Raw genomic sequence first — 14,452 nt, forward strand, 5'->3', positions numbered from 1 at the left:
GGCTCACTGGTGGGGCAGCAAGGTCATCAGTGGGGCGATCGCGACTGAGAAGCTGATCGCCTTGAGGATCGCTCCGGCGAACTCGAGGTGACCCGGGCCGAACCATCGGCTGGGCGGTCGAGGCGGCCACGGCCGGCGCACGTCGTGTGCCCCGGATCGGTGCTGGACGAACCCGATTTGGAGGGCCGCATGCTCTCGGAGATCGCCGGGGCCCTGCAACTGCCGCCGGATGAGGTGTTCGGGCGCGATCAGCCGGCCAACCCGGCTCGTACAGGCATCGGCGGTCGCGGACGCCTGCCTGTGGCTGGCCGGGGCCGCCGACGTGACCGGAGCGGTGGTTCCCGGCGTTGACGGATTGACTCTCGACCAAGTCGAGGGCCGAGAGTGACCGGGCGTCGCCGATACGTCATCGAGTAGTCCAGGAGCGTCATGTCCCTCTCTTCGGAGCCAGCGGTCGCGGAGTCCAGGCACAAGCCCATTCCGCGGCGGTATTGGATCTGGCTGGGTGGTGTGACCCTGTCGCTGCTCGGCTCGCAGATGATGGCCTTCGGGATGACCTGGGTGGCGGCTGTGTGGGGTGGCGCGTTCGCGGGCGCCGTGCTCACCGCGGTCAACCTGCCACGGGTGGCGCTGCTGCTGTTCGGCGGCGCGCTGGCGGATCGCGTCGGCGCGTGGCGGGTGATGATCACGTCGGATTTCGCCATGGCCGGTGCGGCGCTCGTGCTCGGCAGCGCCGTTCTGGTGCTCGGTGTCCAGCCGTACCTGTTGCTCGGCATCGCTCTGGTCATCGGCATCTTGGACGCCTTCTATCTGCCCAGTTCCGGTTCGATGCCGCGGCGTCTGGTGACCGGTGAGCCGCTGGCCCGGGCCATGTCGGCACGGCAGGTGGTCGGGCAGCTGGCCACGTTCGCCGGGCCGTCGGCCGGTGGCCTGCTCGTGGCGACCGCCGGGCTCGCCACGGTGGCCTTCGTGAACGCGGGGACCTATGTGGTTATGGCGGTCATCCTGGTTGGTTTGCGGCCTCGTTCCGCGCCGCCCACCCCGCCTCCGCCGGCCGGTGCAGGCGTGCGCAGCGCGGTCGACGGCTTGCGGGTGGCCTGGTCGGATCCGGTGCTGCGTTCGGCGCTGGGACTGATCGCCGCCACCGCCGCGTTCCTTCTGCCGGTGTCCGGCCTGCTCATTCCGCTGCTGGCGACCCAACGCGGGTGGAACGCCGACCTCGGTGGCGTCCTCGCCGCAACGATCGCGTTGGGGGTCGTGGCCGTCGCGGTCACCGTCACCACGGCCGGGCCGATCCGGCGGCCCGGGCTGGCCGCCGTCGGTGGGCTGGCCCTGGCGGCAGCCGGGGTGCTCGGTCTTGTTGCCGCGCCCGCAGCGGCCGCCGCGATCACGGCAGCCGCCGTGGTGGGGATCGGTTCCGGCCTGTTCACCGCGCATGTGGGCCCGCTGATCCTCGGGGGCGCGCCGTCGACCCATCTCGCCCGCGTCCAGTCGGTGCTGGTGCTGGCCCAGAGTCTGCCCCTGCTGCTGACCAACAACGCGCTGGGTTCGGTGAGCGACCTGTTCGACGCCGGCGTCGCCTTGACGGCATGCGCGGCGTTCCTGCTGGTGGCGGCGACCCTGGGGGCGCGCTCCCCCGCCTTGCGTAGGGCCACGCTGGCCATCGCGAGGTGACCGTGGGTACGGGCTGCTCATGTACTTGAGCGGGCAGGCCATGTAGACGGATGAGACCTCTGCTTCGAGCATTGGGGCCCATCTCACCTTGCGATCGCGTATACCCCTGGGGGTATCTTGGAGGCCCGGCGGGCACGAGCGAGCGTGTCAGCCAGGCGTTGACGGCAGTGGCACACGGCATATGAACGCCCGGCGACCGAGCCGGGCAGCCGATACCCCCTGGGGCATGTTTCGTCGGGAGGCGGAAACCTATGGAGATGAGTCCGGTCCTGCTCAAGGACGCACTGACCCGGCTGAAACGGGCACAGGGGCAGCTCGGGGCGGTGATCTCGATGATCGAGAACGGGGAGGACTGCCGAAGGGTTCTCACTCAGTTGGCGGCGGTGTCCAGCGCCGTCGACCGCGCCGGCTTCAAAATCATCGCGACGGGCATGCGGGAGTGCCAGGCGGCCCGCGAGCGGGGCGAGGAGCCGCCGATGAGCATCGACGAGCTCGAGAAACTGTTCCTGGCCCTGTCCTGACCTGGTTGCGGTCACGCCATGGCCGCATTGCGCCCTCAATATACCCCCATGGGTATGCACCGAACGGAGCCGTGAGATGACTGTCCGACAAATACGCGTGGAAGAACTGCACCTCGGGACCACCGGTGCGGTGCTGCTCGACGTCCGCGCCACCGATGAGTACGCCGCCGGTCACCTGCCGGGTGCCGTGAACCTCCCACTCGACGACCTACCCGCAGCCGCCACCCGCTACGCCGGGCAGGACGTCGTGACGGTGTGCCGTTCCGGCGCCCGCAGCGTGACCGCCGCCCGGCTGCTGGCCGCGGCCGGCGCACGGGTGCAGTCCCTGGCCGGCGGCACCGACGCCTGGCGGCGGGCCGGGCACCCGATAGAGACCGGCCACTGAACCCCATCCGCCATCGAAGCAAGGAGACACGACACGTGAGCGAGCTGAACGTGGAGGTCGTACAGACCTCGTCCCTGGGCGACCGCAGCTACCTGGCCCACGACGGGCGGGTGGCGATCGTCGTCGACCCGCAACGCGACATCGACCGGATCCTGGCCCTGGCCGGCAGCATCGGCGTGCGGATCACCCACGTGGCCGAGACGCATCTGCACAACGACTACGTCTCCGGTGGCCTGGCCCTGTCGCGGCTGACCGGCGCGACATACCTGGTCGCCGCCGACGACGAGGTCGGCTTCCATCGGCAACCGGTCACCGACGGCGACGAGATCACCGTGTCGACGCGGATGCGGCTGCGCGTGGTGGCCACGCCGGGGCACACCTTCCATCACCTGTCGTACATCCTCGACGGCGACGACGGCCCGGCCGGGGTGTTCACCGGCGGGTCGCTGCTGTTCGGCACCACCGGCCGCACCGACCTGCTCGGCGAACAACACGCCCACGCCCTCGCCGAACACCAGCACGCCTCCGCACACCGGCTCGCGGACCTGCTCCCCGACGGCGCGCAGGTGTGGCCCACCCACGGCTTCGGCAGCTTCTGCTCGGCCACCCAGTCCGACGCGCCCGAGTCGACGATCGGCCGGGAACGCACCGCCAACCCGGCCCTGCGGCTGGAGACCGGCGCCTTCGTCGCCCAGACCCTCGCCGGACTAGACGCCTACCCCGCCTACTACGCGCACATGGGCGCCCGCAACAGCGCGGGAGCCGACCTGATCGACCTCAGCCCGGTCGCCGTCGCCGACCCGGCCGAACTCACCGCCCGGATCTCCGCCGGCGAGTGGGTGGTGGACCTGCGCTCCCGCAAGGCGTTCGCACACCGGCACCTGGCCGGCACGCTCAGCTTCGGCCTGGACGGGCCGATGTCGACGTGGCTGGGCTGGATGGCCCCGCGGGGTGCGCCGATCACCCTGCTCGGCAACAGCCGGCAGCAGGTTGCCGACGCCCAGCGGGAACTGGCCCGCATCGGCATCGACCGGCCCGCCACCGCAGCAGCCGGCGACCCGGAACTGTGGGCCGGCGGCGACACGACCCGCCTGACCGATCTGACCACGGCCACCTTCGCCGACCTAGCCGCCGCCCGCACCGGCACCCCACCACACGGGCTGCCCGCCGTCGACGTGCTGCTCGACGTGCGCATGAACAACGAATGGCGCGCCGATCACATCGACGGCGCCGTGCACATCCCACTGCCCGACCTGCCGCACCGCCTCCACGACGTGCCCGCCGGCACCGTCTGGGTGCACTGCGGCTCCGGCTACCGCGCCGCAGCGGCCACCAGCCTGCTGCAGCGAGCCGGCCGGCGGGTCGTGCACCTCGACGACTCCTACGCCGACGCCGGTGACGCCGGTCTGCCCATCGTCACCGGCAACTGAGAAGGAGCAACGCCCGTGACCATGCCACCAGCCGCCCTCGACGCCCCCGCTCTGCAACACCTGCTCGCCACCGGCCACCCACCGCGGCTGATCGACGTGCGCACCCCGGCCGAATTCGCGACAGCACACATCCCCGGCTCCTACAACGTGCCCCTGGACCTGCTACGCGAGCACCGCGACGAACTGCGCGCCCACCTCGACGAGCAGGTCGTCCTGGTCTGCCGCTCCGGGCAACGCGCCGCCCAGGCCGAACAGGCCCTGACCGAAGCCGGCCTGCCGAACCTGCGGGTACTCACCGGCGGGATCACCGCCTGGCAGACCCTCCAGGCGCCGGTCACCGCCGGAACCCCCCGCTGGGACCTGGAACGACAGGTCCGCCTGGTCACCGGCAGCCTGGTCCTCCTCGCCGTCCTGGCCAGCGTCCCGGTCGAGCCGGTCAAGTGGGCGGCCGCGCTGCTCGGTGCGGGCCTGGCGGTCGCGGCGCTGACCAACACGTGCGCGATGGGCATGCTGCTGGCCAAGTTGCCCTACAACCGTGGCCCGCGCACCGGCCTCGAGCAGGTCGTCACCGCCCTGACCGGCGAGCGGCAGTAGCCCGGTGCCCCGGTATGCCAACCGCGTCCGGAAGGTTCCCGGCAGTTCTCCGGGCCGGGGCCGGTCGTGATCGCCGCGATCGGGTTCGGCTCGCTCATCGGGGTCCTGCTCGGGCTGCTCGGCGGTGGCGGCTCGATCCTGGCCGTCCCCGCCCTGGTCTACGGCGCCGGCCTGACCCTCGCGGCGGCTGTACCCACGTCCTTGCTGGTGGTGGGCATCTCGTCGGCCACCGCTCTGGTCCCACGACTGCGGGCCGGGCTGGTGCGGTGGCGCATCGCCGGGATCGTCGGCGGCACGGGCGCCGCCGCGGCGTTCGCCGGCGCAGCCGTCAACAGGCTGCTCGATCCCCGCCTCGTTCTGGCCGGGTTCGCGGCGCTGATGGCAGTCGCCGGATGGCGGATGCTGTCCGGGACCAACGACTCCGGCGGAGACTGCGCCCTGCCCAGCGGAGGTGTCAACTGGCGTGGCTGTCTTCCGAAATCCGTCGCCGCCGGGTTGGGCGTCGGGTTCCTCACCGGCCTGTTCGGTGTCGGTGGCGGCTTCCTGATCATTCCCGCCCTCGTGCTGCTGCTCGGGCTGTCCATGCCCGCCGCCGTCGCCACCTCGCTGGTCATCATCGTGGTCAACTCAGCCGCGGGATTCGCCGCCCACGCCGGAGACACGACCCTCGACTACCGCATCACCACGGCGTTCACCCTCGCCGCCGTCACCGGATCCCTCGCCGCCGGCCGTATCGCCGGCCGGCTGCCCACCGGGCGACTGCACCGCGCCTTCGCCTGGCTCGTCTTCGCCGTCGCCGCACTGGTCGCCATCCAGGCGACCATCAACCCAGCCGCCGGCTGACCACCAACGTCAAACCCCAACCCTTCAACACCCCAGGGGTACGCACGGAGGGGTCCACCCCGCCCACCAGCCGACTGTGGAGCGTGATGGATTTCGGTCGCGGAATGTCCGTCGGGATCGAACAGAGTCAAGGGGTGTACGCCGTACGCCGCGCAGCGGACCCGGATGATCGTGGATGATATCGTCCGTGCGGTGGAAGCAGCTCCGTACCGTTTCGACGGGTTCGAGCTCGACACCTCTCTATACGAACTTCGGCTCGCGGGCAGGCGTGTCCCGCTCGAGCCCCGGGCGTTCGACGTGCTCGTCCACCTGGTTCTGCATCGTGATCGGGTCGTCTCGAAGGACGAACTGCTCGACACCGTGTGGGGCGACCGCTTCGTGACCGACGCCGCCGTCACCACGGTGATGCGCGGTATCCGGGTGGCGCTCGGTGACGCCGGGCGGGAACAACGGCTGGTACGGACCCTGTATCGCCGTGGCTACCAGTTCGTCGGCACCGTCCGGCAGGGGGTTGCCGAGGCCGCGCCGCTTCCGGACGCCGCCCTGCCGGCCCGGCTCGCGACGTCGACCGGGCTGGGGTTCGCGGGCCGTGACCGCGAGCGCGCGGTACTCGCCGACGCGTGGAAGGAGATGATCGCCGCTGGTCAGCGTCGTGTGGTCCTGGTGAGCGGTGAGGCGGGAATCGGTAAGACGACGCTGTGTTCGGTGTTCGCCAGATCCCGGCCCGACGCGACCGTGCTGTACGGGCGGTGCGACGAGGAACTGTCGATCCCCTACCAGCCGTGGCGGGAGGTACTGACGAATCTCGACCGAGAGAAGCCCGGCCTCGTCGGTCAACACCGCGACCCCCTCGCACCGCTGCTGGGCGGTTCTTCGAGCACACAGGATCTGGAGTCGGACTCGGCCCGGTTCGCGCTCTACAACTCGGTCCTGGACGTGCTCGGCGCCGTCGCCGCCCACGGCAGCGCCGCGCTGGTCGTACTCGATGATCTGCATTGGGCCGACGCGCAGACTCTCAGCCTGCTGCGTCATCTGGTCGAACGGGCCCTGACCACGCCGGTGCTGGTGATCGCGACGTTCCGGGAGTCCGACATCGACGCGTCGCACCCGCTGCGCACGCTGCTGGCCGCGACCCACCGGGAGCCGGGCGCCGTCCGGCTGGCTTTGCGCGGCTTGGACGACGGCGAGGTCCTCGGGCTGCTGGAAACGGTCGCCGGCCACGAGATGGACCGTGATGGGCTGGCTCTTCGGGATCTGCTGCAGGCCGAGACCGAAGGCAACCCGTTCTTCGTCACCGAGATCCTGCGGCACCTCGCCGAGACGGGTGCGATCAAACGGCAAACGGACGGGCGGTGGATCTCACCGACCCATCTGGGTAGTCAGGGTCTGCCGGTCAGCGTCCGGGAGGTGGTGGGCCGGCGCGTTCAGCTGCTCGGGACGGACTCGCGCAAGGCACTGGACACCGCGGCGGTCATCGGCCGGGAGTTCGACCTCGGGCTGCTCTGCGAGCTCCTCGGCGAAGATCCGATGCGTACCTTCGAACGGCTCGCACCGGCGGTGGACAACGCGCTGGTCATCGACGCGGCCGGCCGGTTCGCGTTCACGCATGCGATCGTGGCCCACACGCTGTACGCCGAACTGAGCCCCACTCTGCGCGCGTTCACCCACCAGGCGGTCGCGGTGGCTCTGGAGCGGCAGTTCGCCGACGCGGCCGTGCGGGCCGCCGAGATCGCCCATCACTGGATTCATGCCATCACGCCACGTAACCGGGACAAGGCCGCCGAGTACGCCCGCCGGGCCGGCGACTACGCGTTGTCGAGCCTGGCTCCCGACGACGCGTGCACCTGGTTCCGGCAGGCGCTGGCCCTGCTCCCGGCCGAACACGTGACACAGCGGTGCGAGATCCTTGTCGGGCTCGGAACCGCTCAACGCCAGACCGGCGACCCCGCTCACCGCGAGACGCTGCTGGAAGCCGGCCATCTCGCGATCGAACTTCACCTCGACGATCTTCTCGTACGCGCGGCGCTGGCCAACAATCGCGGCGACGTCAGCGGGTTCGGGTCGATCGACGACGAGCGGGTCGAGGTTCTGCGCCGCGCGATCACGGTGCGGCCCGGCGGACCCGAGGGTTCGCTTCTGCACGCGATCCTCGCCATCGAGCTGCACGGCGCGCCCGACGAAGAGGTCGAACCGGTGGCCACGCGGGCGATGGAGCTCGCCCGTGCGACCGGCGAGGCCCGCATCATCGCGGAGGTGGTGAGCCTGGCCCAGAGCGCGCTGCGCACCCCCGACGCTCTCCGGCCCCGGTCCCGGGTTGTTGCCCGAAGGTTTGGCCGCCGCGATATCCACCGGCGACGCAAGGCTGCGCGGCGTACTCGCGATGTCCCAGCACGAGGTCGACCTCCAGCTCGGCGATCGCGACGCCATCAATCGGGAGAGGCTGGTCCTGGAGTCCTTCGCCAGGGACAGCCCGGAACCGTTCGTCCGTTGGACCACCTCGCAGACCCAGTCGATGCACCTGTTCATGGACGGCGACCTGGACGGGGCCGAGTCCGTCGCCCAGGACGGCTTCGAACTCGGTGTCGCCTCCGGACAACCGGAGGCGTTCTACGGCTACGCCGGCCAGATCTTTCAGATCCGCCGTGCCCAGGACCGCCTCGCCGAGACGGCCGGTGCCATCGAGGAGGTCCTCCAGGCGAACCCGGCGCTGCAGGTCTTCCACGCTGCCCTCGCTTACGTGCGGTGCGAACTCGGCAGGGAAACGGAGGCCCGTGCGCTCATCGGCGCCTTCGACATCTCCGCCTGCGGAGCGCCCCAGTTCTGGTCGACGGCCCTGATGCTGTGGGCCGAGGTCTGCCATACGCTCGACCTGCCCGAGCATGCTTCCCGGCTCGTGCCGGTCCTGAGCCGATGGCAGGACCAGGTTGCCAGCACCGGCGCCAGCACGGAGGGCGCCATCGCACACGGGCTGGGCCGCGCGTTGGCAACCCTGGGCCGTACTCAGGAGGCGGCCGCCGCGTACGAGCTTGCCCTGACCGTCAACCGTCGTCTGCGGGCGCCGCTGTTCGTCGCCCGCACCCACCTCGCCTACGCTCAGGCACTCTCCGGAGCCGAGCCCGGTCGGGCACGTGCCATGGCGGCCGAAGCGGAGAAGACCGCACAGCGGTTCGGCTTCGCAATGGTCCAGCGGCACGTCACCCGCCTGCTCGAACAACTCCCTTGATGCCGTGCCCTGACATCGGGAACGGCACGCCCCCTCAGACTCCGAGCCGGAACGCTTCGATGTGTCGCTGACGGGCCGGCACCCGCAGCGCGCGGAGGCTGCGCTGCACGGTCGTGGCCATCGCGGCCGGCCCGCACAGGTAGACGTCACGTTCGGCGATGTCGGGTACCAGGCCGCGCAGGCTCTCCGGGCTGAACGGCTGGTTGCCGTCGGTGGTGCGGCCGGTCAGCAGATGCAGGCGGGCGCCGCGAGCCTGTACGAGATTGCGCAGTTCACCGGCAAGGACGGCGTCGGCGGGTGTCCGGGCCCGGTAGAGGACCACGACGTCACCGGTCAGGTCGGGGTCCTCCAGCAGCGCCCGGATCGGGGTGATGCCGATGCCACCGGCGATCAGCAGGGTGTTCTCCCGGGTACGGCCGGCGGTCGTCAGGGCGCCGTAGGGCCCTTCGGCGTACACCTTGGTGCCGACCGGAAGTTGCCGCAGTCCCGCGCTGGTCGAGCCGATCGCTTTCGCGGTCAGCCGCAGGGTGCGGCCGTCGGGCGCCGCGGACAGCGACCACGGGTTGACCTGCCACCAGGAGGTGTGCCCGGGGAAACGCCACCAGAAGAACTGGCCTGGCCGGGCACGCAGCCGGTCCAGGTTCCGGCCGCCCACGTAGACCGACACGGCGGAGTCGGTCTCCGGGACCACCGCGACCACCCGCAGCCGGTGCCGGGCGTTGCGGACCAGCGGCACGAACAGCCGGTTGGTCAGCAGTGAACCGATCGCGAAGGCCCAGAGCGCCCACCAGTACGCCTGCGTGATCGGGGTGGAGGCGATCGAGCTGCCCTCGTAGATCTGGTGGATCACGGCGAGCACGATCATCACGTACACCACCAGGTGGGTGGCGTGCCAGGCCTCATACGACATCCGGCGGCGGGCCATCCGTACCGAACTGATCGCCATGACGAAAATGAGGGCTGCGGCGATCATGCCGAGCAGGACCGGCATCTGTTTGGCCAGGTTCGGGATCTCGGCGAGAAACGGGATCCGGTCCAACTGGGAGTAGCCGAGCAGCACGAACGTCGGGTGCGCAATGACCAGCCAGAAGATCGCGAACCCGGTCCAGCGGTGCCAGTTGGTGAGTTTGTCCATGCCGATGCGCCGTTCCAGGAACGGCACCCGGCCGATCAGCAGCAGTTGCACCACCAGGACGAAGCCCAGGTACAGGCCGAAGAACCGGCCGATCGAGGTCAGGGTGTTGTGCGCGGGTCGGCTGGGGTTGGCGAACATGACCTGCAGGATCACCAGGTTGGCCAGCAGGAACGTCCAGACCAGCAGGTAGGCGGCCCGGGCCTGGCCGGTCCGCCGGACGGGTGTGTTCCTGGCCGGGAGGGTGGTGGTGGTCGACATCGGGAACCTTCCTGAATCGGTCCGTACGGACCGGCGGGTCGAGGCTTAGCGGGACGGTGCGGTGACCGTCAGACCGATCTCCGGCAGGCGGACCTTGCCGTCTGCTTCCGCGTGCCACCGCCAGCGGGCGCCCGGGAGGTCGCCGAGGACGATCGCGACCTGGCCGGTGCCCGGTCCGCAGGCGGCCAGCAGGTGTGCGGCTTGCTCGTCGGTAGGGATCTCGGCGATCACCGCCACCGAGGTCAGGGTTCCTCGGCGGGCGGCGAGGCGCACCATGCCGTCGTCGGTGCCGGGCGCGGAGCCGGCCACACGCAGGTCGGTGACCGAACGCAGCCGCACCGCGGTCTGCGGAACGCCCGGAGGTTCGCCGCCGAGGCCGGGGACGGAGAACACCGGCAGGTCGGAACGGAATCGGGTCAGGTCCGCGAGCAGGTTCGCCAGGACGTCGATGGCGACACCTGCCGAACCACCGATCGACAGCACGCCGTCGAGCCAGGTGAGGTCCACGAACAGGGTGCCGTCCTCGCCGCCGACCCGGACCAGGCACGGCGTGACGCCGTCGCCCCGGGTGGGCCGGGCCGTGGGAAGGTCGGCCGGACGTGTCCACACACCGTCGGTCTCGGCCTGCCACGGCCAGCGGGGAGCGTGGTCGGCGGTGACCCAGGCGGTCACCGCGGTCGCGTCCACGCGCAGGGCGTAGGTCTCGACCTGGGCTGCGGTCAGTTCGGCGGAGGCCTGCCAGGCCAGTGCCGGGCGGCTCTGATCGGCGGCGAACTCGGCGGCCAGCCGGGCGCGTGCCTGCATGCGCTCCTGGATCTGGCGGTGCCAGCGGGCATTGTCGGCATAGGCGCGGTACCGGCTGCGGACCCCGCCGATGATCCGGCGGCGGAAGATCACCAGCAGGGCGAGCAGCGCCAGGACCACCGCACCGATGAGTGCGGCCGTGACCTGCGTGTTCAGCAGTGGAGTGTCGCTGCCGCCCGGGGTCGCGGCGACCCGGCCTAGACGGACGTCGGGGCCTGTCGCGTCGGCGGGCAGCAGCAGGATCCATCCGGGACGCAGCTCGCCGGAGTCGGTGAGGGCGCTGCCGTCGCTCTGCGGGCGGGCCCGGTTGAGGTCGAGGATCTCGGTGGCGCGGGCCGGGTCGCCGAGGGTTCGCTGGGCGATCTGGGCCAGCGAGTCGGGCCGGCCGCCGTTCTGTGCGGCGGTACGCACGACGGCGACCTTGACCACGTCGTCCGGGGCGGCGACGGCAGCCGCCGGCACGGCCAGGGCTGACACGAGAACGACGGCGAGCAGCAGGACGAGGCGACGGATCATCGGGCGGCCGTCCAGCCCTGCACAGCGGCGCTGGCGATGATCGTGTCGGTGCTGGAGTCCGCGACGTTGCGGTAGAGCGGCGACCCGTCGAGGGTGACGTGTTTGGTGCCGTCCTTGCGGCTCAGCCACCAGACCCGGTCCTCGTCGATGCCCTTGAGCTTCACCTTGCCGCCGCTCTTGGCGACCACGGGCTGCCACAGCACAGCGCAGGTGCCCTTGCAGTTGCTGGCCGGCGGGTCGGTGTCGTCGCCGTCGAACCGGTACAGGGTCGCGCCGTCGTCGTCGACCACGATCGGTCCGTCCTTGCCGTCCTTGGCGGTCAGCGTGCCGGTGCGGTCGGGTTTTGCGGCCTTCAGTTCGGCCGTGCTGATCAGCGCGTCGATCGGCTTGCCGTCGGCCGCGAACGCGAACCAGGTCCCGTCGGCGCCCTGTCCGTTGAGCTCGCCGGGGACGGTGTCGCCGCTGAAGCGGTAGGCGGGGCGGCCGCCGATGGTGACCTGGACGCCGCCGTCCGGGCGGCGGACGGCGCCGACGTCGTCGGTCTGCATCCCGTCGACGAAGACCCGGCCGCCGGGCTGAATCAGCACCGGGGGCCAGCTCGTAGCGCATTCACCGGTGCACTGCGAGGCGGGCGGGTCGGCGGAGTCCTTGGCGAAGCTGTACAGACTGAATCCGGTCACGTCGGTCACCGTGGCCCCGATGGCCGCCTGGTTGACGGAGAGCTGGACCCACTTGGCCGGCGCCGCAGCGTCGGCGGCCGCGGTCGACGGTGCGGGTGTCGGGGATTGCGTCGTGGCCGCCGGTGCCGGTTCGTCGGCACGGCCGTCGCCGGTCAGGCCGGCGCTCGACGCCGGTGCGTCGACCAGCTGGATCTCACCGCCGGCAAGAACCGGTGCCGCCGCCGGCGCGGCAGGCTCGGCGCCGGCGCAGCCCGTCATGAGCAGCAGAGCCGCGGCGAGTGGGGCGGCCATCGCGCGGGCCGGGGTCCGGGCCACGATGACACCTCCGTTTCGATCGGGTCGACAGATGCGGACTTCACGACCGGACCGCCCACCCGGTTCGATGAATGTGTCTCAGGTCACATTCATCGAACCGTTACGGGTTCTGGGTCGTGACGGGCGCATGGCCAGATCTGACATCGTGATCCCGGGTGAGGATCTTCAACAGGCAGCCGACGCGATGCGCCAGGTGCTGCGGACCATCAACGTCAAACGCAGCGCCGCCGACTTCAACCAGACCGTCGGTCCCCCGGTCCGGGAGGCCGCGGAGAACTTCGAAGACCGCTGGGACGCCGGCCGCAAGCAGCTGCGCAACGAGTGCGACGACATCATCGAGGCGATCGACCTGATCCTCGACACCTTCACCAAGGTCGACGAACAGGGCGGCGCCAGCCTCGGTGGTGGCCGGTGACCGCGCCCGTGCACACCCCCGGATCGTTCACGTTCGAGGTACCGGACGGCTGGCTCGACTACGACCTGGCCAACCAGGACCTCAGCCGGCAACAGCAGGAACTGCGAGCCGCGGCGACCACTCCCGAACAGCGCGAGGCGGTCGACGACGCGATGCGCCAGGCCCGGCGACTGCTGCGAGCGGCACGCCGTCAGGGCGCCGCCTCCGCGGCCGGCATGATCGCCCGCGACGACGACGGCGGGCTGCTGATGGCGTTCGTCGCGGTGTTCGGCGTCACCGTCCCGGACGGGACCCCGCTGTCGGTCGCCGACATCGCCCAGCAGGTGTCGCGCCCGGCACTGGCCGACGGCCACGGCGACCGGACCGTCACCTCGACGACCCTTGCTGGCATCGGCCCGGTCGCCCGGATCACCGGGACAGAGATCGTCGAACTGACCGACACCACGTCGGTGGTGATGGTCGCCATGCACACCATCGTCCCGGTGCCGGGTCAGCCGGGGTCCTACCTCGTGGTGACCGGGATGAGCCCGAACCTGCCGCTCGCCGACGCACTGTACGACGTCTTCGACGCCATCACCGGCACCCTGCAGTTCGCATCAACGACCCGGCCCTAACGAGATTTACTTGTGAGCCCTCCCCGCTGGGTGCGAGGTCGGGCCACGTTTCTGTTCAAGATCGGCGAACGGAGGATGGAATCGGCCGGTGATGACAGCGAGCCGCTGCGGGTCGTCCGGCAGGATGGATCAGCGGCGGGTGATGATCGCGTCCCCGACGGCGGCCTCGGTGTGAGCCACCAGCTCCCGCACCGGGGCCGGAGCATCGGCGACGGCAGCGCGCAGCCCGGCTTCCAGGTCTGCGGCGGGGCCGAGCAACACGCTGCGGTACAGGTCGGTGACGAGGATCAGGCCGCCGAGGACGGTGTCGAACCCGTCCAAGGGTTGGCCTGTCTGCAGGCGGCCGGAGAGGCGGGCCCAGGGCCAAGCGGCGGTGTTCATGTCGGTCGGCACGTAGCGTACCCGCCGCCCGAGCAGTCGTCGCTCGGTCGTCTTGCGTAGGTGTCCGGCCCGGGTGAGCCTGTTGGCGACGTCCTGGTGGGCGGTCTGGGCGAGGTAGGCAAGCCAGGTCCATACTGGTAGGGCGGCGTGTTCGGCAGCCAGCCGGTCCAGGACCGTGTGCGCGAGCGCGTCGATCGGCGGCTCCGCGTCCACGATGATCACCTGTCCGCCCGGCAGCGCGAGCCTGCGTGCCAGCACCAGCTCGGCCAGCAGCGCGGCGGCCAAGCCCAGACCGGTGACGTGCTCATCGAGAAGTGGCCGGCCGTCGTGGTCGCGGTGGGCGAGTCGGAACAGGTCGTCAGCGACCAGCGGCCAGGTCGGCCGCCGCTGACCGGTTTGCCACGATGTGGCCACGGCATGCCGGCCCCGAACCGGCCCGAGGTTGCCGGTGTAGGTGGTGTCGATGTTCGTCATGAGCGGATCCCGTCTACCGCTGCGGGTGGCCGCTGGCGAGTTCGAGAAAGTGGGGTGTCGTGGTGTGCACGGCTAACTCCTCGGGTCGATGGGCGGCCCCGAGACGCGTGGTGACAATGCCTGCCGGCGTGTACAGGGGGCCTACGCCGCATCACCCGCCACCTGCGTCTCGGGGCCTTACTGGTGCGCT

The 14,452-nt window shown here is 70.8% G+C and carries 14 protein-coding genes and 1 pseudogene; 10 read left to right on the top strand and 5 right to left on the bottom strand.

The genetic code is table 11. From position 1 onward, the window contains the following. Positions 1-429 precede the first annotated feature (429 nt). From AB0E94_RS28550 to AB0E94_RS28580, 7 genes and pseudogenes are all read left to right on the top strand, one after another. Positions 430-1,674, top strand: a complete 1,245-nt coding sequence (locus AB0E94_RS28550; protein WP_360332030.1) for an MFS transporter — start codon at positions 430-432, stop codon at positions 1,672-1,674. Positions 1,675-1,925: 251 nt separating this feature from the next. Continuing rightward, complete coding sequence (locus AB0E94_RS28555) at positions 1,926-2,195, top strand: metal-sensitive transcriptional regulator (RefSeq protein ID WP_360332033.1); 270 nt, start codon at positions 1,926-1,928, stop codon at positions 2,193-2,195. Positions 2,196-2,271: 76 nt separating this feature from the next. Beyond that, positions 2,272-2,580 carry a rhodanese-like domain-containing protein gene (locus AB0E94_RS28560; protein ID WP_360332036.1) on the top strand — a complete coding sequence of 103 codons (309 nt, stop codon included), beginning with the start codon at positions 2,272-2,274 and terminating at the stop codon, positions 2,578-2,580. 35 nt (positions 2,581-2,615) lie between these two features. Beyond that, positions 2,616-4,010, top strand: a complete 1,395-nt coding sequence (locus AB0E94_RS28565; RefSeq protein WP_360332039.1) for an MBL fold metallo-hydrolase — start codon at positions 2,616-2,618, stop codon at positions 4,008-4,010. A 21-nt stretch (positions 4,011-4,031) separates the two neighbouring features. After that, positions 4,032-4,604, top strand: a complete 573-nt coding sequence (locus AB0E94_RS28570) for a rhodanese-like domain-containing protein (RefSeq protein ID WP_360332273.1) — start codon at positions 4,032-4,034, stop codon at positions 4,602-4,604. A 66-nt stretch (positions 4,605-4,670) separates the two neighbouring features. Continuing rightward, positions 4,671-5,447: a sulfite exporter TauE/SafE family protein gene (locus tag AB0E94_RS28575; RefSeq protein WP_360332042.1), complete on the top strand. Its 777-nt coding sequence runs from the start codon at positions 4,671-4,673 to the stop codon at positions 5,445-5,447. 165 nt (positions 5,448-5,612) lie between these two features. Continuing rightward, positions 5,613-6,458: pseudogene (locus AB0E94_RS28580) on the top strand (AAA family ATPase); the annotation flags it as partial. Between the two features lie 348 nt (positions 6,459-6,806). Here AB0E94_RS28580 and AB0E94_RS28585 read toward each other — a convergent pair. Continuing rightward, complete coding sequence (locus AB0E94_RS28585; RefSeq protein WP_360332276.1) at positions 6,807-7,796, bottom strand: hypothetical protein; 990 nt, start codon at positions 7,794-7,796, stop codon at positions 6,807-6,809. 31 nt (positions 7,797-7,827) lie between these two features. Here AB0E94_RS28585 and AB0E94_RS28590 point away from each other — a divergent pair, with 31 nt between their 5' ends. Continuing rightward, positions 7,828-8,670 carry a hypothetical protein gene (locus tag AB0E94_RS28590; RefSeq protein ID WP_360332279.1) on the top strand — a complete coding sequence of 281 codons (843 nt, stop codon included), beginning with the start codon at positions 7,828-7,830 and terminating at the stop codon, positions 8,668-8,670. 34 nt (positions 8,671-8,704) lie between these two features. Here AB0E94_RS28590 and AB0E94_RS28595 read toward each other — a convergent pair whose 3' ends face one another. The 3 genes from AB0E94_RS28595 to AB0E94_RS28605 are packed head-to-tail and all read right to left on the bottom strand — an operon-like array spanning position 8,705 to position 12,378. Next, positions 8,705-10,063: a ferredoxin reductase family protein gene (locus AB0E94_RS28595; RefSeq protein WP_360332045.1), complete on the bottom strand. Its 1,359-nt coding sequence runs from the start codon at positions 10,061-10,063 to the stop codon at positions 8,705-8,707. Between the two features lie 45 nt (positions 10,064-10,108). Further along, a complete protein-coding gene (locus AB0E94_RS28600; protein WP_360332048.1) occupies positions 10,109-11,383 on the bottom strand; it encodes a hypothetical protein in 1,275 nt (424 codons plus the stop codon). Further along, on the bottom strand, positions 11,380-12,378 hold the full coding sequence (locus tag AB0E94_RS28605) for a hypothetical protein (protein WP_360332051.1): 999 nt from the start codon (positions 12,376-12,378) through the stop codon (positions 11,380-11,382). Before AB0E94_RS28605 ends, AB0E94_RS28600 begins: the two co-directional genes overlap by 4 nt. A gap of 127 nt (positions 12,379-12,505) precedes the next feature. Between AB0E94_RS28605 and AB0E94_RS28610 the strand changes: the two genes are divergently transcribed. Further along, positions 12,506-12,793, top strand: coding sequence for a hypothetical protein (locus AB0E94_RS28610; protein WP_360332054.1), 288 nt, complete (start codon positions 12,506-12,508; stop codon positions 12,791-12,793). After that, positions 12,790-13,407: a hypothetical protein gene (locus tag AB0E94_RS28615; protein WP_360332056.1), complete on the top strand. Its 618-nt coding sequence runs from the start codon at positions 12,790-12,792 to the stop codon at positions 13,405-13,407. The genes AB0E94_RS28610 and AB0E94_RS28615 overlap by 4 nt, the downstream gene beginning before the upstream one ends. 129 nt (positions 13,408-13,536) lie before the next feature. Here the strand turns inward: AB0E94_RS28615 and AB0E94_RS28620 are convergent, their stop codons facing one another. Beyond that, positions 13,537-14,262, bottom strand: a complete 726-nt coding sequence (locus AB0E94_RS28620) for a GPP34 family phosphoprotein (RefSeq protein WP_360332059.1) — start codon at positions 14,260-14,262, stop codon at positions 13,537-13,539. Positions 14,263-14,452 lie beyond the last annotated feature (190 nt).

This window comes from Actinoplanes sp. NPDC026670, assembly GCF_040638175.1.
Lineage (GTDB): Bacteria > Actinomycetota > Actinomycetes > Mycobacteriales > Micromonosporaceae > Actinoplanes.